Source organism: Actinoplanes aureus (genome assembly GCF_015704865.1).
In the GTDB taxonomy this organism is placed as follows: Bacteria; Actinomycetota; Actinomycetes; order Mycobacteriales; family Micromonosporaceae; genus Actinoplanes; species Actinoplanes aureus.
In genome coordinates this window covers 76,830-96,763 of sequence record NZ_JADQTO010000034.1, presented here as the reverse complement: position 1 = coordinate 96,763, position 19,934 = coordinate 76,830, and the positions used below count along the sequence as shown (strand labels likewise).

The following is a 19,934-nucleotide window of genomic DNA, read 5'->3' as shown; positions in this document are numbered from 1 at the left end:
GGCGCGGCGCGGCGCGGCACAGCACAGCACGGCGCGGCGCGGCGCGGCGCGGCGCGGCGCCGATTAATACAGCCAGCCGGGTCAGGTGGTGGTGGGTGGCGTGCCTGGGTTGAGCAGGGCGGTGAGGCGGGCCGCCTGGGTTTCCCAGCGCCACTCGCGCTCCACCCAGGCCCGGCCGGCCTTACCCATCGCCCGGGCGCGTTCCGGGTCGGCGAGCAGGTCGGCGACCCGGCCGCCGATCGCTGTCACGTCGGTGCCGGACACCACGTACCCGGTCTCGCCCTCGCGGACCGCGTCGGGGGCACCGCCCGAATCGCCGCCGACCACGGGCAGGCCGGTCGCCGAGGCCTCCAGGTAGACGATGCCGAGGCCCTCCACGTCGAGGCCCGCGGCCCTGGTGCGGCACGGCATCGCGTAGACGTCGCCGGCCGCGTAGTGCGCAGGCAGCTCGGCCCACGGCACCGAGCCGGTGAAGACCACGTCGGACTCGACGTCGTGCTCGCGGGCCAGCCGTTCCAGCGTCTTCCTGTACGGCCCACCGCTGACCAGCAGCAACGCGGCGCCCGGCACCCGGCGCCGGATCAGCGGCATGGCCCGGATCAGCATGTCCTGGCCTTTGCGGGGCACCAGCCGGGAGACGCAGACGACGACTGGGCGGCCGTCCAGCCCGTGGCGTTTGCGGATCGCCGTGCCGTCGACACCGGGATGGAAGGTCTCCACATCCACGCCGGGGGCGAGCCGGCGCAGGTCGGTGAGGCCGTGCAGGGCCCGATCGAGGCGACTGCGCTGGTACTCCCCCAGGTAGGTGATCACGTCATTGCCGCGGGCGATCCGGCGCAACAGCGCCCGGGCACCGGGCAGCGCGGCCCAGCCGATCTCGTGGCCGTGGGTGATGCCGACCGCCCGCTCCACCCCGGCGTCGCGGCGCAGCCCCTGTGCGAGCAGGCCGAGCGGCGCGGCAGCCCCGAACAGCACGCTGTCGCACCCGTGCGCCCGGGCCAGCTCGGCGGCCCGGCGGGCAACCGCCGGTGTGGGCAGCAGCACCCCGGTGTCCTCGCGGACCACCTCGAACGGCTGCTCGGCGTCGAACTCGGCGGCGCCACGCCAGGTGGAGGCGTAGACCACGATCGAACCGGCCGGCTGGCGCACGGCCAGGTTGTGCACGAACTGCTGGATGCCGCCGGGTCGCGGCGGGAAGTCGTTGGTGACGAGCAGGGTACGCCCCATCAGCGGGCTCCCCGAGCAAAGGCGCGAGCCGCGGCCATCCGCTGCACGGTGGACGGGTGTGAGGCGAAAATGACGTGCTCCCAGTGCGGCGGGTCGGGATCGGCGAGGTTGACGCTGCCGAGGCGGCGCTGCATCGCCTCGAAGGTCTCCGGGTCCCCGGTCAGCATGAGGGCGTGGCTGTCCGCCCGGGCCTCGACGCGCCGGGACACCAGGGCCTGAGCCGGACCGGCCACCAGCCCGGCGACCGTGGTGACGGCCAGGAGCAGGCCGATCGCACGCGGCTCCCCGATAGAGTCCACCCCGGCCAGCCGCAGCAGCCAGCCCCAGGATCCGAGCAGATAGAGGGCGATCACCGCAACGGCCGCGCCGAGAGCGCCCATGATCGTGCCGGTCAGCACGTCGTTGTCCTTGGCGTGCCCGAGCTCGTGTGCGGTCACCGACACCACCTCCTCCGGGGTGGCCTCGGTCAGCATGGTGTCGTAGACGACGATCCGCCGGGTCGGGCCGAGGCCGGACACGTACGCGTTGACGGCCCGGGTCCGCCGCGACGCGTCCGCGACCAGCACGTCGCGCACCGGGACGCCGTCGCGCTCGGCGAGCGCCAGCAGCTCGGTCCGCAGCGGCCCGTCGGGCATCGGGGTGAACCGGTTGAAGATCGGCTCGACCAGCACCGGCAGCACGAACGAGAGCAACACCACCAGGCCGGCCGCGCCCACCGCGCCGAACGCCCACCACCAGCGGGGCGCGAAGTGCGTGACGGTGAAGAAGCCGGCCAGGGCGAGTCCGCCGATCACCGCACCCACCGCGTACGACTTCAGCAGGTCGACTGCCCAGCCGGCCCAGGTCTGGGTGGAGATCCCGTAGCGGACCACGATGGTGTGCCGCCACACGGCGAGTGGCAGGGTGGCCAGCTCAGTCACCAGGACCACAGCGAGCCCGCCCAGCACGGCCCGGGCCAGCCAGTGGTCGCCGAACGGCCGGCCGGCCAGCTCGACCAGCCGGGCACCGATCGGGGTCAGGCCGAGCACGAGTGCCACCAGCAGGCCGAGCGCCAATCCCACGTACATCATCGGGCGCAGCTCACCGTGGAACGCCCGGGCCCGCGCCACCTGCTCGCGGGGCAGTTGCTCGAGCGCGGCGAGCTGGTCGGTGCGGGGCGCGGGCGCCCGATGCCAGGGCACGGCCGCCACGACGAAGACGGCCAGGCCGGCGAGCAGCACGACCAGCGCACCGACCGCCCAGAAGCGCGGGGTCACCGGTCATCGCCCCGTGTCATCGCCCGCTCCCCTCGAAGCCCGCGTCGGATCGGGCTGTGACCGCCCATCCTAAATAGCAACCACGACACAGACCCGCCCCGCACCGGGCCCATCCGAGCGGATGATGATCACGCTACGTGGCGGCGGCGCGGGAACATCGGGACCACCACCGGCGGAGCCGGGGGTGGTGGCGTCTCCAACAGCTCCACCTCGAACCCCGCGAGCTCGAACGTCTCGATCGCCCGCAGCTCGGCCGCGGTCAGATCGGCGATCCCGTCGGGCGTCTCGTTGAGCACGCTGATCAGGCATCCGGTGCACTCGTCGGTGCGTTCCACGCACCGTCCGCAATCGATGATCATTACCCCTCCTCCGGGGAGGACCAGCGGCGCCGGTCACCATCGGTGACAATCACGCTAAGCGAGGGGTACGACAGTTTTACGAACGCGACAGCCGGCGCAGCAAAGAGTCCGCCCCCATCGGGTAGGCGCCGTGCCGGCGGACGCCGTCCGCCACCTCCCGATCGGAGGAGACCACCACGACCGGGCGGCCGGGCGGCTCGGCCCGGACCAGCTGCCGGATCAGCTCGTCGGCGGTGGTGCCCTTGCGGGAGAACAACACCCGTACGCCGCGCGGCGCGGGCGGCAGGCCGTGCACGCGCTCGGCGCCGTCGAAGACCACGGTGATCTCGTCACCGGTCTGCGCGGCGATCCCGCCCAGCCCGGTGATCAACCGCTTGCGCTGCTGCTCCAGGGACATGTCGGCGAACCCGCGCTTGGTCACGTTGTACCCGTCCACGACCAGGTGCGCCCGGGGCAGCGCGAGCAGCTGGTCGAGGCGGCCGGGGTCGTCGGTGTCCTGAGCCCGCGCCCGGGAGCGTTCCGGCGCGCCGGGGCGGTCCGCCGACGCGTCGGCCACGAAGTCGGCGGGCAGCTTGTCGGTCGGGCCCAGGGCGAGCTCCCGGCGCAGGCCGGAGGCGGCCTGGCCGATCGTCTCGAGCAGCAACCAGAGGCGGGCGTCGTCGACCGCCCGGGCGTCCTTGGCCGCCTGCTTCCCGGTGGCCGCCGCCGCCTCCGCGTCGGACAGGCGACCGCGCAGCCGGCGTACCTCCGCCTCATGGTCGAGGGCGGCCCGCGCCGCCCTCCCCTTCTCCGTGGCCAGCAGATCGCTCGCTCGCTTCTGCGCCGCCTGCGCCTCGCGCAGCGCCTTGCCCGTGGTCCGTGCCTCCTCGCGCAGCTGGCCGAGCTCCTCACGGACCCGGGCGAGCTCGTCGCGAAGCTTGTCCGCCTCCACCCGGGCCACCGCCCGGTCGTGCTCGGCCCGGGCGGCACGCTGCTCGGCGGCACGGATCTGGCCGGCCACGGCGGCGGTGTCGGCCTCGGCCCGGACCGCGTCGCCGGCCGCGTCGATCAGCGCCCGCCAGCCCTCCGGCCGGGCCAGGTAGGCCAGTGCCGCGACCTCGACCGGGTCCGCCGCGGCCGGGGCGACGCCGCTGGTCACGGCCGCACCGAGGTCACCCGCCTCGGTGACGATCCGGGCGCCGATCCGCTGCCGGAACAACGGGTCGGCGACGAGTTGCGCGGCGATGTCCCGGCCGCCGAGCCGGGCGCGCCGATTCGGCGCGAACCGGGCAACCCGGCGCAGCGCGACCGGGATCTCGTCGGCCGGCAGGCCGGGCAGCGCCGCGGCGGCCAACGTCATGATCCGCTGGCGGACGCCTTCCGGTAGAACCGGCTCGGGCGTGAAGTCGGCATCCGCGAGCGCCGCCTCCTCAACGGGGCGGTCATCGGGGCTCAGCGGCGCGGACATCTACCCATTCTCACACCGGGCACGACCGAATAGCTTGCTGGAGCAAGTGATCTTTTCTGGGCCGCGCCGAGTTTCTGTCGTACCCCCGCTCTAGTGTTCCGGCCCGTGACACATCCGGCGTATGTGCAGGGCACTCTGGACACGCTGCTGGCCGCCGACGGCTCGGTGGACCCGGCGGCGCGGTCGCTGGCGGACACCACGTTCGTGGTGCTCGACCTGGAGACGACCGGCGGCGCGCCGGACGGCGCCGGCATCACCGAGATCGGCGCGGTCAAGGTGCGCGCGGGTGAGCGGCTCGGCGAGTTCGCGACCCTGGTCAACCCCGGCGCGCCGCTCCCGCCGTTCATCACCGTCCTGACCGGCATCACCGAGGCGATGCTGCGGCCCGCCCCATCGATCGAGACGGTCCTGCCGAGCCTGCTGGAGTTCCTGCGCGGTGCCGTGCTGGTCGCCCACAACGCTCCCTACGACGTCGGCTTCCTCAAGGCGGCCTGCGCCCGCCACGGCTATCCGTGGCCACAGATCCGGGTCCTGGACACCGCGGCGCTGGCCCGCCGAGCGCTGACCCGCGACGAGGTGCCCAACCGCAAGCTGGGCACCCTCGCCCACTTCTTCCGGTCCACGGTGACGCCCACCCACCGCGCGCTCGACGACGCGAAGGCCACGGTCGACGTGCTGCACGGGCTGATCGAGCGGCTGGGCAGCTTCAAGGTGCAGACCCTGGGCGACGCGATCGAGTTCGCCAAGGCGGTCACCCCGGCGCAGCGCCGTCAGCGGCATCTGGCCGACGGGCTGCCGCACGTGCCCGGCGTCTACCTGTTCCGCGCCGCCGACGACCGGCCGCTCTACGTCGGCAAGTCGAAGGACATCGCCACCCGGGTGCGCAGCTATTTCACCGCCGCCGAGAAACGGGCGCGGATCTCCGAGATGCTCACCGCCGCGGTCCGGGTCGAGGCGGTGGAGTGCGCCCATTCGCTGGAGGCCGAGGTCCGCGAGCTGCGGATGATCGCGGCCCACGCGCCGCCGTACAACCGGCGGTCGAAGTTCCCGGAGCGGGTGGTCTGGCTGAAACTGACCGCGGAGGCGTACCCGCGGTTGTCGGTGGTGCGCCGCTTCGCCGACGACGGGGCGACCTATCTGGGCCCGTTCACCTCACGGCGGACCGCCGAGCTGGCCGCCGCCGGCGTCTACGACGCGGTGCCGCTGCGGCAGTGCAATCACAAGCTCTCGCTGCGCTCGAAGACGCCGGCCTGCGCGCTGGCCGAGCTGGGCCGGTGCCCGGCACCCTGCGAGCACGAGATCACCCCGGAGGAGTACGACGTACGCGCCGCCCTTCCCTTCCGGACCGCCACCACGGGCGACCCGGGTCCGGTCATCGCCGCGATCCTGGGGCGGATCGACACGCTCTCCGACCGGCAGCGTTACGAGGAGGCGGCGGTCGTCCGATCCCGCCTGATCGCCCTGCTGCGCGCCCTGATCCGGATGCAGCGGCTGGACGCGCTGACCCGGCTCACCGAGGTGGTCGCCGCCCGGCGCGACGGCAAGGGTGGCTGGGAGATCGTGGTGGTCCGGCGCGGTCGGCTGGCCGCAGCGGCCACGTCGCCGCCCCGCGAGCATCCACGGCCGACTCTGGACGCGGCACGGCTGACCGCGGAGACGGTCCTCGGCGGATCGGGTCCGGTGCCGGCCGCCTCGGCCGAGGAGACGGAGCGGATCCTGGCGTGGCTGGAGCAGCCGGACACCCGCTTGGTGGAAACCGTCGGCGACTGGGTGTCACCGGTTCGTGGCGCCGCGCGTTTTGCCGGCCTCCTCACCAGGGCAGAGACCGCCGCATCCGGGCAAGACTCGACCGTTCGCCTATCGGTAACTGACCGTTCGGATGACGCTCGCTCGCTTAGGCTGTAAGGCACGCGCGGCCCTCGCGGTGATTCACCTCATTTGGTGGCTTGATGCCTTTGGCGAATAAGCCCCTCAGGTGCTTCGCTTGCGAGGAGAACGCGGGGGCGACTCCACGCTTCGGGTGAGGCGTGGACGATCGGTGAGGGGGTGTCCGGGTGGACGTCGACGCCGGCCACGGCGCCGCTCTCGGTCGTGCGCTGCCGACCCCATCCCAAGACATGTCCTTCACCCGCCGGCTCCGGTCCCTGCTCAGCTTTCAGGGCAACGACGACGATCCGGTCGCCACGCTGACGCGGACCCATCGGAGCATCCATCCCTCCGCTGACGTGGCCGTGGTCCGCCGCAGTTACGCGATCGCGGAGAGCATGCACCGCGGGCAGTTCCGCAAGTCCGGCGATCCGTACATCACGCATCCGCTGGCAGTCGCCCAGATCTGCGCCGAGCTGGGCATGGACACGACCACGATCGTCGCGGCCCTGCTGCACGACACGGTCGAGGACACCAGCTACACGCTGGAGGCGCTGCACGGCGACTTCGGGCCCGAGGTGACCCACCTGGTCGACGGTGTGACCAAGTTCGACAAGGCGTATTACGGGAAGGCCGCCGAGGGCGAGACGATCCGCAAGATGATCGTCGCGGCCGGCAAGGACGTACGCGTCCTGGTGATCAAGCTGGCCGACCGGCTGCACAACATGCGCACGCTGGACGCCCGCTCCCCCGCCTCCCGCGCCCGGATCGCCACCGCCACGCTCGACGTGCTCGTCCCGCTCTGCGACCGGCTCGGCATCCAGGCCCTCAAGCGCGACCTCGACGACGTGGTGCTCTTCCACCTCGAGCCGGATGCGTACGCGCGGATCGACGCACACGTGAAGGACCGTCCCGGCTGGAACGAGTACCTGACCGACGTCTCCACCAAAGCACGGACCGCGCTGCGCCGCTCCCGGGTGGACGCCGCGGTGACGCCGCGCCCCCGGCACTACTACTCGATCTGGAAAGACACCGTCGCGGGCAACCACAACGTCCCGCTGGACCTGCCGCGCATCGCCGTCGTGGTGGACGGCCCGGACACCGACTGTTACGCGGCTCTCGGCGCGATACACGGCCGGTGGCGCCCGGTGGCCGGCCGGTTCAAGGACTTCATCGCCTCGCCGAAGAACAACCTCTACCGCTCCCTGCACACCACCGTGGTGGGGCCTGAGGGGCGGCTGGTCGAAGTGCTCATCCGCACCGAGACGATGCACCGCTACTCGGAGTACGGCGTCGCCACGACATACCGATATCCCAAGGTGGCCGACGAGCCACCGGGCGCCGACCAGCTCACCTGGCTGAAACGGGTACTCGACTGGCAGCAGGACGCCACGGACGCGGGCCAGTTCCTCGACTCGCTTCGATGTGACCTCGCCGAGGGACAGATCACCGTTTTCGCCCACGGGAACGCATACGAGTTGCCCGGCGGCTCCACCCCGGTCGACCTGGCGTACGAATTAGGTCCGCAGCAGGGTGACCAATGCCTCGCCGCCACCATCAACGGACGTCTGGCCCCCCTCAGCTCGCCCTTGCGCGACGGTGACGTGGTGGAGATCTTCTCCGAGACCGACGGCCACGTCGAAGTCGAGCCGAACGCGCCGCGTGGCCCGCGCAAGGAGTGGCTCGGGTTCGTCAAGTCGAGCCAGGCACAGATGCAGATCAACCGGTACTTCGACGAGAAGAAAGAGCCGGGCATCAGCATCGCCGACAAGGTACGTCTCGGGCGCGCCACGATCGGTCTCTGTCTTCGCAAGCACGACCGCGGCCTGGCCAGCGAGGTGCCGTTGCGCCGCCTCGCCGAGGAACTCGGCTACCCCGACCTGGAAACCCTCCTGGTAGCCGTCTGCGAACGCAACCTCGAGCCAGACGCCGTAGTGGAGCAGCTCATAGCCCTAGTCGACCACCCAGACTAGACCGCAGCCACCCACCCCCAAGCCCGACGCCCCACGCACCACCACCCGCCCGGCGCCAGACGCCGCAGCCAACCACCCACCAAGCCCTCAAACAGCCCAGCTGAAGCGCTCTGGGTTCGGTGAAGGCTCCATTCCGTAAGGAGATGGAGTCATGGCACGCCCGAGCAGGTATCCGGCGGAGTTCCGGGCCAGGGCGGTCCGCCTGCTTGAGCAGGCCCGCAAACCAACCCAAGCCAGAGAGCCTTCGTGGTAAGGGTCTTATCCGGCCCAACGTAGGTGCTGTCTGGCGGCCGTCGAGAAAGCAGTGAGCGTGGGCCAAGCAATTCCGGCCCAACGTGCGTGCTGTCTGGCGGCCGTCGAGACAGCAGTGAGCGTGGGCCAAGCAAGTTCACCGCTTGGGGACCCTGCCTGCGGAAGCCCTCTCTAGACGCCGCGGCCAACCACCCAGACCAAGTCCCCAAACAGCCCCACTCTGCTGACCCACGCGGCGCCAGCCACCCGGCGCCCACCCGCAAACCCACCCCAAGCCAGACGCCACAGCCAACCACCCACCAAGCCCCTAAAAAGCTCGACCCTGGTGACCCGTGCGGCGCCAGCCGCCCGGGTCAGGCCGTGCGGCGCCAGCCGCCCGGCCAGGCTAGCCTTACCGGCGTGAACATTCCTCGGCAGTTTCGCGGCCTCGCCTATCAGGCTTTCTACGGGCTGCCGCTGCCGGTGCGCCGCCAGCTGGCCCGGCTGATCTCCCCCAAGTACCTGGTCGGCGCTGTCACGATCATCCGCGACGCCGAGGCCGCCGAGCCGGGCCGCATTCTTCTGCTGCGCCAGCCGCCGGGCCGCGGCTGGGGCCTTCCGGCCGGTCTGCTCAAGCGCCGCGAGTTGCCCGCGGTGGGTGCCGCGCGAGAGCTTTTCGAAGAGGCTGGGGTACGCGTGGAGCCCGGCGATCTGACTCCCGGTATTCCGAACGCGATCATCCATCCGAACGGCGGCGTGGTCGACACCGTCTGGTTCGGTTCGGTGCCGGCGTCCACGACGTCTCTGGCAGTCGACGGCGGCGAGGTCCTGGAGGCCGGCTGGTTCCCGCTCGACGACATGCCGCCGCTGACCTACCCGACGGAACGACTGCTCGGCATCTACGGCCTGGGCCCCCGCGCCGGCGAGCTGCCGGAGTCCGTCCCGGCCAGCAGCGTCTACGGCGCGCCGACCTCAAGCTCCGGGTCCCCGGCGGGTTCCTCCACCGGCGAGGCCCCGCAATGAACGCGACCCGCACTATGACGCCCGCTACCGGCGAGGCGCAGCGATGAACACGATCTACGCTCTGACGCTCGCTGCCCGCGAGGCGCAGCGATGAACGCTGCCTGCGGTATGACGCGCACTCACCGGCAAAGCGCAGCGACCTGCGCTCTGGCGCCCGCTGCCCGCGAGGCGCAGCGATGAGCGCGGTCTGCGGTGTGGTGCTGGCCGCCGGTGAGGGGCAGCGGCTGCGGCCGCTCACCGAGTCGGTGCCTAAGGCGCTCTGTCCGGTGGGCAATCTGCCGCTGCTCGACCACGCGCTGCGCCGCCTGGCCGGCGCCGGGCTGAGCGGGCGCGGACAGGTGGCCGTGAACGCGGCCTACCTGGCCGAGCAGGTGGTCGCGCACGTCGGGGACCGCGCGCACCTCTCGGTCGAGCCGGACGGCCCGCTCGGGACCTCCGGCGGGGTGGGGCGGATGAAGGACTGGATCGGCGGCCGCGGTGCCCTGGTCGGTAACGCGGACGCGTATCTGGTGGATCCGGTGCGTGAGCCTGGCAAGGACATCGCCGCGCTGCTGGAGGGCTGGTCGGGCGAGACGGTACGGATGCTCACCATGCCCTGCCGTCCCGGCGAGACGGGTGGTTTCAGCGGTCACCGCTTCGCCGGCTTCTCGCTGCTGCCGTGGCGCTACATCCGGGACCTGACCGACGAGGACAGCAGCCTGGTCCGCACCGTGTGGCGTCCCGCCGAAGCGGCCGGCGAGCTGGAGCTGATCGGTTACGAGGGTTTCTACCTGGACACCGGCACTCCCGCCGACTACCTGGCGGCGAACCTGCACGCGGCCGCCGGCGGCAGCCTGATCGACCCGTCCGCCACGGTGACCGGCGAGATCACCGAGTCGGTGGTGGGCGCGGGTGCGAAGGTGTCCGGTTCGGTCACCCGCTGCGTCATCTGGCCCGGTGCCGTGGTGTCCCCGGGCGAGGCCCTCGCCGGCGTCATCCGGGCCGCTGACGGTCTCACCGTCGCCGCCTGACCCCTCCGACGGGACCGGGCAGCACGACGCAGAGGCGGCACGGCAGCACGGCGCGGGACAGCACGGCGGCAGGCCAGCCAGCAGGGCGGCAAGGCAGCACAGCGGCACAGCGGCAAGGCAGCAAGGCAGCACGGCCGGCAAGGCAGCACGGCCGCACAGCGGCAAGGCAGCACGGCAGCACGGCCGGCAAGGCGGCACGGGTGTGTCGGGGCTGCCGCGCGGATAGCATGGTCGCGACCCACTTCCGCCCTCACAGCCGAGGAGCCCGCAGGTGAACACCGCGATCGTCCACATCGACTGCGCCACCGACTCCATTCCCGAGGTCGCCGAGGCGCTCGCGGCCCTCGACGGGGTCAGCGAGGTTTACTCGGTGGCCGGCAACGTCGACCTGATCGCCATCGTGCGCGTGGCCAAGTTCGATGACATCGCCGAGGTCATCGCGGGCCGGATCTCCAAGACCCCGGGCGTCGTCAACACCGAGTCTCACATCGCGTTCCGCGCCTACTCCAAGCACGACCTGGAGGACGCCTTCGCGATCGGGCTGCCCGACGCCGACTGAAGCGCGACCCGCTGCCCGGTCCCGGCGGCCGCGTTGCGGCCGGGAGCGGGCAGCCGATCGCGCGGTGATCCGGGGACTCTGCATCGGGCGTACCGGAAAATATGGAAAGGCCCGCCGCTGCTGCGACGGGCCTTTCTGCAGAGCTGGACCTCAGCGTCCGGACTTGATCTCTTCTCGCTTGATCGCCTCGACGGCGGGCGAGACCGGAGCCTCGGCCGGCTTCTCGACCGGGTAGAAGAAGCCCTTCACCGCGGGCGCGAGCGCACCGAGGCGGTTCATCTTCTTCGGTACGACCCAGCCGGCGTACTCCAGCGGGATCGGGTGTCCGTGCTCGTCCACCGGGCCGAGCGGCTGGTGGACCTCGACGAACTGCCCGTTCGGCAGCCGCTTGATGATGCCGGTCTCCACGCCGTGTGCCAGAACCTCGCGGTCGTGCTGCTGGAGACCCAGGCAGATGCGCACCGAGATGTAGTAGGCGAGCGGCGGGAGGAGGAGCAGGCCGATCCGGCCGGCCCAGGTCATCGCGTTCAGGCTGATGTGGAACTTGTCGGCGATGACGTCGTTGGCACCCGACAGGGTGGCGACCATGAAGAAGGTGAACGCCATCATGCCGATGCCGACGCGCTCCGGGTTGTCCCGGGGCCGTTGCAGCAGGTGGTGGGTGCGCTTGTCCTTGAGCTTGCGCGCTTCCAGCCACGGGTACGCCATCGGCAGCGTGAAGAGCGCGCCGAGACCGACGACAGCGGGCCAGAACATCGGCGGGATGCTGTAGTTGCCGATGTAGATCTGCCAGTTCGGCATGAGCCGGACCAGGCCGTCCATGAACATGACGTACCAGTCGGGCTGGCTCGCCGAGGAGACCTCGGCCGCCCGGTACGGCCCGAAGAGCCAGATCGGGTTGATCTGGAACAGGCCGGCCAGCAGGGCGATCACACCGAAGACGGCCATGAAGAAGCCGCCCTGCTTCATCGCGTAGCGCGGGAACATCCGCTCGCCGACCACGTTCTCGTTGGTCCGCATCGGGCCGGGCCACTGGGTGTGCTTCTGCTTGAAGATGAGGCCCAGGTGCACGGCGATCAGCGCGAGCAGGATGCCCGGGATGAGCAGCACGTGCGCGATGTAGAACCGGCCGATGATCAGCTCGCCGGGGAACTCGCCGCCGAAGATGGAGGCGGAGAGCCAGGTGCCGATGACCGGGAGCGTCAGCATGATCGCCGAGGCGATGCGCAGACCGGTGCCGGAGAGGCCGTCGTCCGGAAGCGAGTAACCGGTGAAGCCGGCGAAGAAGCCGAGCAGGAAGAGCAGGATGCCGATGACCCAGTTGACCTCACGCGGCTTGCGGAACGCGCCGGTGAAGAAGATCCGGGCCATGTGCACCACGATCGACGCCATGAACAGCAGCGCCGCCCAGTGGTGCATCTGGCGCATGAACAGGCCACCGCGAACCTCGAACGACAGGTTCAGCGAGGACTCGTACGCCGCGGACATCCAGGTGCCGCGCAGCGCGAGGTAGTCACCGTCGTACTGCACCTCCTTCATCGACGGGTCGAAGAAGAGGGTCAGGAACACGCCGGTCAGCAGCAGGACGATGAAGGAGAACAGGGCGATTTCGCCGAGCAGGAACGACCAGTGGTCGGGGAAGACCTTGTTCAGCAGGCCACGCAGCGGGGTCGCAGCCTGAAACCGGTCGTCCACCCCCTTGGCGAAGGTCTTGGGGGCCTCTGCGAGGTCCATCTTTCGGCGCTTCACGGCCGCTCCCAGAAGTCAGGTCCGACGGTGTCCTTGAAGTCGGACGCCGCAACGAAGAAACCTTCCGCATCCACTGTAAGCGGCAGCATCGGCAGACGCCGAGTCGCGGGCCCGAATATCGGCTGAGCATTGTCGGTGATCAGGAACTGCGACTGGTGACACGGGCAGAGCAAGCGGTTGGTCTGCTGTTCGTAGAGGCTCGCCGGGCAACCGGCGTGCGTGCAGATCTTGGAGTAGGCGACGTAGTCGCCCCACATCGAACCGCGGTTGCGCGGGTCGGCGTCGGCCGCCGCCCGGGTGACCGTCGCGTCGTCCGACCGCAGGTGGATGAGGAGCGTCGGCGAGTCAGCGTGCTGGTTGGTGGCGCCGTGCGGGATGCCCGGGAACACCGTCATCTGGCCACCGGTGCTGACGTCCTCGGGACGGATGGGACTGCCGTCCTCGCGGGTCAGCCGCACCGGCTTGCCGTCGTTGTGCGACGGGTGGAAGCCCGTCGTGTACATCATCGGGTGCTCGCCCTTGTGCGGGTTCTCGATCAGGCCGCCGACCAGCGGCGCCGCGGCCGCGAGGCCGAGCGGCGCCATGCCGAGCGCGATCGCGCCCTTGAGCAGCGGCCGGCGCTGCACACCGAGCTCGTCGGCCATGTAGATGATCGTCTGACCGGCGATCAGGCGATCGGAGTCGGACGACGGGTCGCCGTGCCGCTGCTGGATCGAAAGCTCGTGCGGGAGCAGCTTCTTCGCCCAGGCGAGGATGGCGAACCCGAGCGCGAGCAGGCCGATGCCGAGGCTGATACCGAGGATCGGCGTGTAGTAGTCGCTCAGCGTGTGGCCGAGCTCGAACTCCCACGGCCACCAGATGTAGAAGCCGAGGAACGCCAGGGTCGCGGCCCCGGAGATCAGGAACAGCAGGGCGATGTTGCGGACGACCCGCTTCTCGGCCTTGGAGTTCTGACCGTGGAACTGGGACTCGTACGTGACGATCTCGATGTCGTCGCGCCGCAGCCCCTCCTTGACGATGTCGAATCGCGTCAGGTGCGGGTCCCTCACGTCGACCGGCTTGGCGCCGGCGCCGCCCGCGTGGTGCTCTGCCGTCATGACTTCCCCGCAATCCAGAGCGACGTGAAGACGAGGATCGTGATGCCCACCAGGAAGATGGCCATGCCCTCGGTCGACGGGCCGTACCGGCCCAGGTTGAACAGGCCGCCCGGGTCCTTGTCCTCCTGGAGCTGGGTCTCGATGTACGTGATGATCTGGCGCTTCTGCTCCGGCGTCAGCTGGTTGTCACCGAAGACCGGCATGTTCTGCGGTCCGCTCAGCATCGCGGCGTAGATCTGGCGCTCCGTGGCGTCGTGCAGGCTCGGGGCGAACTTGCCCGAGGAGAGCGCGCCGCCGCCACCACCGAAGCCGTGGCAGGAGGTGCAGTTGACCCGGAAGAGCTCGCCACCACGGGCCAGCGCGTCGGGGTCCTTCTCGAGGTCCACGGTCAGCGGGCCGTCCGGGACCTGCGGGCCGCCACCGATCTCCTGCACGTACTGCGCGAGCTGGCGGGTCTGGTCGTCGTTGAACTGCGGCGGCTTCTCCTCCGCCTGGGCTTCCTGGCGGGTCATCGGCATACGCCCGGTGCTGACCTGGAACTCGACGGAGGCCGCGCCGACGCCGATCAGGCTCGGACCGCGTTCGTCGACGCCCTGCCCGTCCCGCCCGTGGCAGGAGATGCAGCTGTTGTCGAAGAGCGCCTTGCCTTCCTGAGCGGCCGCGGAGAGCTGGACGTCGTCGTCAGCGAAGGCGCCCGGGGCGAAGGCGGTGTAGACGCCTCCGGCCAGGACCAGCGCCGCGAGCATGCGTACCGCTGCGCCGAGGCGCCGGCGCGCCCGGCTCGGCGCGGAACGCCGCCGGGAGAACACCCGGGCACGCCTGCGGGCGGGGGTGTCAGAAGTCATGGGTTATGTCCCTCTGGTTTGTTGTTGCGATCCTCGCCGTTGGCGCTGCTTACTGAAGCCAATAGATCATGGCGAACAGGGCGATCCAGACCACGTCCACGAAGTGCCAGTAGTACGACACGACGATGGCCGACGTGGCCTGGGCCGGGGTGAACCGTCCCATGGTCGTCCGGATCATGTAGATGATGAAGGCGATCAGGCCGCCGGTCACGTGCAGACCGTGAAACCCGGTCGTCAGGTAGAACATCGAGCCGTACCCGTCGCCATTGATCTTGACGCCGTGGTGCACCAGCTCGGTGTACTCGTTCACCTGGCCCAGCACGAAGATCAGGCCCATCACGAAGGTGATCGTGAACCAGCGCCGCAGCGCGAACACGTCGCCCTTCTCCGCCGCGAAGACGCCCAGCTGGCAGGTCACCGACGAAAGAACCAGGATCACCGTGAAGGTGGTGGCGTACGGGATGTTGAGCGCCTCGGTGTGCTTCTCCCACTGCTCAGGTGCGGCAGCGCGGATCGAGAAGTACATGGCGAACAACGCCGCGAAGAACATGAGCTCACTGGAGAGCCACACGATGGTCCCGACGCTGACCATGTTGGGTCGGGTCAGCGAGTGGATCCGGCTCTTGTCGATGGCTGCCGCTGTCACGGCCTCATTATTCATCCGAACAAGGTCCAAGGTCCCCCGGGGTCCCCAATCCGGCATCGCGGGAGCCCCGGAATATTCTGTGACCAGGGGGTAGGCCTAGCCTCGAGTGGTGCAGCTTGACGAAATGCCCCCACTCGCGGCCAGCGGCGGGGATACTGGACTTCCGCCATTCACCCCGGCGGCGATCTTCACCGAATTGCATCTGACCAGCCTCATCGCGCTCGGTCTGCTGGTGTCCGCGGCGGTTTATCTGTACGGCGTCTGGCGCCTGCGGCAGCGCGGCGACCACTGGCCGGCGGGCCGGACCGTGGCTTTCGTCGTGGGTGGACTGGGCTCGATCGCGGCGGTCACGGTCACCGGGATCGAGGCGTACGACACCACCCTGATCTCCGTGCACATGGTGCAACACATGGTGCTCTCGATGATCGGCCCGATCTTCCTGGCCCTCGGCGCGCCGACCACTCTGGCCCTGCGCACCCTTCAGCCGGCCCCGCGCAGGGCCGTGCTCACGATCCTGCACAGCCGGTTCGTCCGGGTGCTGACGTTCCCGCTCGTCGCGTTCGGACTGTTCGTGGCGAACCCGTTCGTCCTCTACTTCACCGGGCTCTACCGCCAGACCCTCGAGCACGTCTGGGTACACGAGTTCATCCACGTCCACTTCATCGTCACGGGTTGCCTGTTCTTCTGGCCGCTGCTCGGCCTGGACCCGCTGCCGAACCGCTGGCCGTATCCGGGCCGCGCGCTGCTGATGGTGCTCTCGGTGCCGTTCCACACGGTGCTCGGCCTGACGATCATGCAGAGCAAGGAACTGCTCGGCGGCGACTGGTACCCGAGCCTGGGACTGAGCTGGCTGGATCCGCAGGCCGACCAGGTCACCGCGGGCGGCATCCTGTGGGCCGGCGGCGAGATCGTCAGCGTCACCATGCTGGGCATCCTGGTGGTGCAGTGGGTGCGCCAGTCGGAGCGCGAGGCCAAACGGATCGACCGTGCCCTGGACCGGGCGGAGGCCTCCGCGGCGGCGGCTGCGGGCAAGATCACAAACGCTGGAGATACGGCCCGCCCGGGACCGGACGCCGGATAACGGATTCGGTACGATCCACGGGACCTACGACGTGAGGCGGGGCACACATGAGTGACACGGCGACGCCGACCCAGTACACCGTTCTGCTTTACAGCGACGACGCCGCCGTGCGAGACCGGATCCGGCTCGCCATCGGTCCCCGTCCCGCGGCCGATCTGATGGTCGAGTTCGCCGACGCCGCCTCGTGGGAGGAGTGCCGCCGGCTGCTCGACAGGTACGAGATCGACCTCATGGTGCTCGACGGTGAGGCGACCCCGGCCGGCGGCCTCGGTCTCGCCCGTCAGGCCAAGGACGAGTACCTCAATCCCCCGCCCACCTGCGTGGTCATCGCCCGCGCGGCGGACCGCTGGCTGGCGGCGTACGCACAGGTCGACGCGACCCTGCTCGCCCCGCTCGACCCGGTGACCACCGGGCAGACCGTGGCCGGCCTGCTGCGGGCGCGGCGCGCCGGCAGCATCCCGCTGGGCACCCAGGGAACCCCCGCTCGCTGACCCCCTTTCGACGAAAGGCTCCCATCATGGGCGCGCGTACCTGGCCGAACCTGACGAGTGCTCTGCTGCGCGGCGAGGAGCTCGCCACCGCGGACACCGCCTGGGCCATGGGCGAGATCATGGCCGGCAACGCGAGCCCGGCGCAGATCGCCGGCTTCGCGATCGCTCTGCGCGCCAAGGGTGAGACGCCTTCCGAGCTGGCCGGCCTGGTCGAGGCGATGCTCGCCAACGCCACGCTGGTGACGCTGCCCGAGGAGGTACGCAACCGGGCGGTCGACGTGGTGGGTACCGGCGGTGACCGGGCCAACACGGTGAACATCTCCACGATGGCGGCGGTCGTGACGGCCGCCGCGGGGGTGACCGTGGTGAAGCACGGCAACCGGTCGGCGTCCTCCACCACCGGCACCGCCGACCTGCTGGAGCACTTCGGCATCCCGCTGGACCTGGGGCCGGCCGGGGTGGTGCGTACGGTCGAGGAGGCCGGTATCGGCTTCTGCTTCGCGGCCCGCTACCACCCGGGCATGCGGCACGCCGCGGTCACCCGGCGTGAGCTGGGCGTGCCGACCTTCTTCAACATGCTCGGCCCGCTGACCAACCCGGCCCGGCCCACCGCGGCCGCGGTGGGCTGCTTCGAGCCGCGGATGGCGCCGGTGATGGCCGAGGTCTTCGCCCAGCGCGGCGATTCGGCGCTGGTCATGCGCGGCGAGGACGGCCTGGACGAGTTCACCACCGCGGCGGCCACCCGGGTCTGGGTGGCCAAGGACGGCAAGGTGGAGGAGATGCTGGTCGACGCCACCGAACTGGGCATCGCGCGCAGCGCGCCGGACGCCCTGCGCGGCGGTGACGTGGCGTTCAACGCCGACGTGGCCCGGCGCACCTTCGCCGGCGAGCCCGGTCCGGTTCGGGACGCGGTGCTGCTCAACGCGGCGGCCGCGTTCGCCGCGCAGAGCGGGTTCCCCGGCGACTTCCGGGAGACCATGGTCGCCGGGATCGCGAAGGCCGCGGAGACCATCGACTCCGGTGCCGTGACGGCTCAGCTCGAGCGCTGGGTGGCCGCGGCACAGGCGGCCAAGGCCGCGGAGTAAGAGAGGAAAAACCGGCGGACACGCCGACTGCAATGCCCGGCAATGCCCGAATTACGTGGCAGCGTCTGAATGAACATTCTTCAACGCGGCTAGGGTCGGCCCGATCCGCCAAGCCCGTTGCCAGGTTGGAGAATGTTCACCGAACCGGGTAAATCCACCTTCCGGCGAAGGAGACACCCGTGCAAGAACGCGAACTGCGCTGTGTCATCTGCGACGGCGACATGCTCTTCGAGGTACCGCCCTGCGCGGACGGCCACGACGAGTGTCCCGAACTCGTCTGCACCCGCTGCGGTGCGGCCGAGGTGGTGGCGCCGATCGTCGTACACCTGTGGTTGAAGCCAGACGGCAAGCGGCGCGTAGCGCCGCACCAGCGCCGCTCCGCCGCCTGAACCCCTCCAGCACCCGCTCAGCCCGTTGACGACGAGAGCCCCGGAAACGACTAGCGAAGCGTGGTCGTTTCCGGGGCTCTCGTCGTCAACGTCAAATCATCAATGCTCGGCTGTGTGCCGGGTGCCGGTGTAGTACTCGAACAGCAGGCCGCACGAGCCGAAGATGACCATGACCAGCCCCAGCGCGAGCAGCCACCACATCCAGAACACCAGGCCGATACCGGCGACCGCCGCGGCGAGCGCGATGCCGAACGGCCAGTAGCTGCCCGGGCTGAAGAAGCCGACCTCGCCGGCACCCTCGGCGATCTCGCCGTCCTCCCGGTCCTCCGGCCGCAGATCGATACGGCGGGCGACGAACCAGAAGAAGCCGGCGCACATCGAGCAGAGCAGTCCGGAGAGGATCAGGGCCACGAAGCCGACCCACTCGATGTGGGTTCCGGTGCCCCGGGTGTAGAAGCCGTAGACGGTTGCCGCGCCGAAGAGGAACGCGGCGACGCCTGCGAAGATCTTGTATTCGGTGCGCACGTCGAGGCTCCTACTTCCCTGCGGCTACGTTCTCGGGCTGGTTCCAGCTGCTGGACTGGCGCCGGGTGTTGAACGGCTGCGTGGTGACCGCGTACGCCTCGGAACCGGTGAAACCGATCGCTTCCATCGCCTGCTGAGTGGACGCGCCGTCCACCTTCGCCTTGAGGAACGTGTCGAACCTGTCCGGCGAGACCACGACCAGCTCGAAGTTCATGAAAGCGTGGTACGTGCCGCACAGCTCGGCGCACCGGCCGACGTAGCGGCCCTCCTTGTCGAGGGTCACCTCGAAGACGTTGCGCACGTTGCCCGGCATGACGTCCCGCTTGAACAGCATCTCCGGCACCCAGAACGAGTGGATGACGTCTGCGGCGGTCTCCTCGAAGCGGATCTTCTCGCCGACCGGCAGGACCAGCAGCGGGATGACGTCCGAGGAACCGACGGTCGAGGCGACCGTGCCGGCCTCTTCACCGATGCCGTCCTGGTAGTTGAACTGCCAGTTCCACTTGAACGCGACGACCTCGACGACCTGGTCCGGGTTCTTCGACAGCTTGTCCACGCTGGTCTGCACGATCGCGGTGTAGTAGAAGAGCACCGCGACGATCAGGACCGGCGTGACCGTGTAGAGGATCTCCATCGGCATGTTGAACCGGGTCTGCACGGGCAGCTCTTCGCCGCGCTTGCGGTACCGGATGATGCACCAGAAGATCAGGCCCCAGACTCCGAAGCCGACCACCAGAGCGGCGATCGTCGACGCGATCCACAGGTCGTACATCTCGTGGGCCTGCACGCTGATACCCGGTCCCGGCCAGCCGAAGTGCCCGAACGCGCTTCCCCAGTCCTCGACCGAGCAGCCCGTCAGCAGCGTCAGCAGCGTCGCGCCGCCGAGACCCAGCCCGGCCGCCCGGCCAACTGCCCGCGGCCGTGTGGCCGAACTCCTTGCGCCCACCTGCTTCTGCCTCCTTAGCAGCGCCGCCTGCCCCCGAAACGGACACCTGGCGGCAAGGCTCACCGACGGTCGCACACTACTCGACCAGGCCCGAGCCGCCCGCCACCGGGGGGCCGTGGACGGCCGCCG

19 protein-coding genes are annotated in these 19,934 nt (G+C 70.1%); 9 read left to right on the top strand and 10 right to left on the bottom strand.

The features are described from left to right. Positions 1 to 81: 81 nt before the first annotated feature. The 4 genes from I4J89_RS42680 to I4J89_RS42665 all read right to left on the bottom strand — a co-directional run bounded on the left by I4J89_RS42680 (position 82) and on the right by I4J89_RS42665 (position 4,289). Positions 82 to 1,227, bottom strand: coding sequence for a glycosyltransferase family 4 protein (locus I4J89_RS42680; protein WP_196419927.1), 1,146 nt, complete (start codon positions 1,225 to 1,227; stop codon positions 82 to 84). After that, a complete protein-coding gene (locus tag I4J89_RS42675) occupies positions 1,227 to 2,483 on the bottom strand; it encodes a M48 family metallopeptidase (RefSeq protein ID WP_196419926.1) in 1,257 nt (418 codons plus the stop codon). Before I4J89_RS42675 ends, I4J89_RS42680 begins: the two co-directional genes overlap by 1 nt. A gap of 128 nt (positions 2,484 to 2,611) precedes the next feature. Next, positions 2,612 to 2,842 (bottom strand): hypothetical protein, encoded by a 231-nt coding sequence (locus tag I4J89_RS42670; RefSeq protein ID WP_196419925.1) that lies wholly within the window; start codon positions 2,840 to 2,842, stop codon positions 2,612 to 2,614. Positions 2,843 to 2,918: 76 nt separating this feature from the next. Next, on the bottom strand, positions 2,919 to 4,289 hold the full coding sequence (locus I4J89_RS42665; protein WP_196419924.1) for an NYN domain-containing protein: 1,371 nt from the start codon (positions 4,287 to 4,289) through the stop codon (positions 2,919 to 2,921). Positions 4,290 to 4,394: 105 nt separating this feature from the next. Here I4J89_RS42665 and I4J89_RS42660 point away from each other — a divergent pair, with 105 nt between their 5' ends. The 5 genes from I4J89_RS42660 (at position 4,395) to I4J89_RS42640 (ending at position 10,951) form a co-directional block, all read left to right on the top strand. Continuing rightward, positions 4,395 to 6,194, top strand: a complete 1,800-nt coding sequence (locus I4J89_RS42660) for a DEDD exonuclease domain-containing protein (RefSeq protein ID WP_196419923.1) — start codon at positions 4,395 to 4,397, stop codon at positions 6,192 to 6,194. A gap of 149 nt (positions 6,195 to 6,343) precedes the next feature. Next, the gene (locus I4J89_RS42655) at positions 6,344 to 8,128 is read left to right on the top strand and encodes a RelA/SpoT family protein (RefSeq protein ID WP_196419922.1); all 1,785 of its coding nucleotides are present in this window, start codon (positions 6,344 to 6,346) and stop codon (positions 8,126 to 8,128) included. Positions 8,129 to 8,779: 651 nt separating this feature from the next. Then, entirely contained in the window at positions 8,780 to 9,382 is a 603-nt protein-coding gene (locus tag I4J89_RS42650; protein WP_196419921.1) for an NUDIX hydrolase, read from the top strand. A 176-nt stretch (positions 9,383 to 9,558) separates the two neighbouring features. Further along, on the top strand, positions 9,559 to 10,392 hold the full coding sequence (locus tag I4J89_RS42645) for a nucleotidyltransferase family protein (protein ID WP_196419920.1): 834 nt from the start codon (positions 9,559 to 9,561) through the stop codon (positions 10,390 to 10,392). Between the two features lie 271 nt (positions 10,393 to 10,663). Continuing rightward, positions 10,664 to 10,951, top strand: coding sequence for an Lrp/AsnC family transcriptional regulator (locus I4J89_RS42640; RefSeq protein ID WP_196419919.1), 288 nt, complete (start codon positions 10,664 to 10,666; stop codon positions 10,949 to 10,951). A gap of 150 nt (positions 10,952 to 11,101) precedes the next feature. Here the strand turns inward: I4J89_RS42640 and qcrB are convergent, their stop codons facing one another. The 4 genes from qcrB to ctaE are packed head-to-tail and all read right to left on the bottom strand — an operon-like array spanning position 11,102 to position 15,288. Beyond that, complete coding sequence (gene qcrB / locus I4J89_RS42635) at positions 11,102 to 12,700, bottom strand: cytochrome bc1 complex cytochrome b subunit (RefSeq protein ID WP_196419918.1); 1,599 nt, start codon at positions 12,698 to 12,700, stop codon at positions 11,102 to 11,104. Further along, positions 12,697 to 13,797, bottom strand: coding sequence for a cytochrome bc1 complex Rieske iron-sulfur subunit (gene qcrA, locus I4J89_RS42630; protein WP_196419917.1), 1,101 nt, complete (start codon positions 13,795 to 13,797; stop codon positions 12,697 to 12,699). Before qcrA ends, qcrB begins: the two co-directional genes overlap by 4 nt. Then, positions 13,794 to 14,642, bottom strand: coding sequence for a cytochrome bc1 complex diheme cytochrome c subunit (qcrC, locus tag I4J89_RS42625; RefSeq protein WP_196419916.1), 849 nt, complete (start codon positions 14,640 to 14,642; stop codon positions 13,794 to 13,796). The genes qcrA and qcrC overlap by 4 nt, the downstream gene beginning before the upstream one ends. A 49-nt stretch (positions 14,643 to 14,691) precedes the next feature. Continuing rightward, positions 14,692 to 15,288, bottom strand: coding sequence for an aa3-type cytochrome oxidase subunit III (gene ctaE / locus I4J89_RS42620; RefSeq protein WP_196419915.1), 597 nt, complete (start codon positions 15,286 to 15,288; stop codon positions 14,692 to 14,694). Between the two features lie 124 nt (positions 15,289 to 15,412). On the opposite strand from ctaE, the gene I4J89_RS42615 reads away from it, so the two are divergent. From I4J89_RS42615 to I4J89_RS42600, 4 genes are all read left to right on the top strand, one after another. Continuing rightward, positions 15,413 to 16,369 carry a cytochrome c oxidase assembly protein gene (locus tag I4J89_RS42615; RefSeq protein WP_196419936.1) on the top strand — a complete coding sequence of 319 codons (957 nt, stop codon included), beginning with the start codon at positions 15,413 to 15,415 and terminating at the stop codon, positions 16,367 to 16,369. Between the two features lie 47 nt (positions 16,370 to 16,416). Then, the gene (locus I4J89_RS42610; protein WP_196419914.1) at positions 16,417 to 16,860 is read left to right on the top strand and encodes a hypothetical protein; all 444 of its coding nucleotides are present in this window, start codon (positions 16,417 to 16,419) and stop codon (positions 16,858 to 16,860) included. Positions 16,861 to 16,886: 26 nt separating this feature from the next. Then, entirely contained in the window at positions 16,887 to 17,945 is a 1,059-nt protein-coding gene (gene trpD, locus I4J89_RS42605) for an anthranilate phosphoribosyltransferase (RefSeq protein ID WP_196419913.1), read from the top strand. Positions 17,946 to 18,124: 179 nt separating this feature from the next. Beyond that, positions 18,125 to 18,334: a hypothetical protein gene (locus I4J89_RS42600; RefSeq protein WP_196419912.1), complete on the top strand. Its 210-nt coding sequence runs from the start codon at positions 18,125 to 18,127 to the stop codon at positions 18,332 to 18,334. Positions 18,335 to 18,433: 99 nt separating this feature from the next. On the opposite strand, the gene I4J89_RS42595 is transcribed toward I4J89_RS42600, so the two are convergent. After that, a complete protein-coding gene (locus I4J89_RS42595) occupies positions 18,434 to 18,859 on the bottom strand; it encodes a cytochrome c oxidase subunit 4 (protein ID WP_196419911.1) in 426 nt (141 codons plus the stop codon). A gap of 10 nt (positions 18,860 to 18,869) precedes the next feature. Further along, on the bottom strand, positions 18,870 to 19,805 hold the full coding sequence (gene ctaC, locus I4J89_RS42590; RefSeq protein WP_196419910.1) for an aa3-type cytochrome oxidase subunit II: 936 nt from the start codon (positions 19,803 to 19,805) through the stop codon (positions 18,870 to 18,872). Between the last annotated feature and the right edge of the window lie 129 nt (positions 19,806 to 19,934).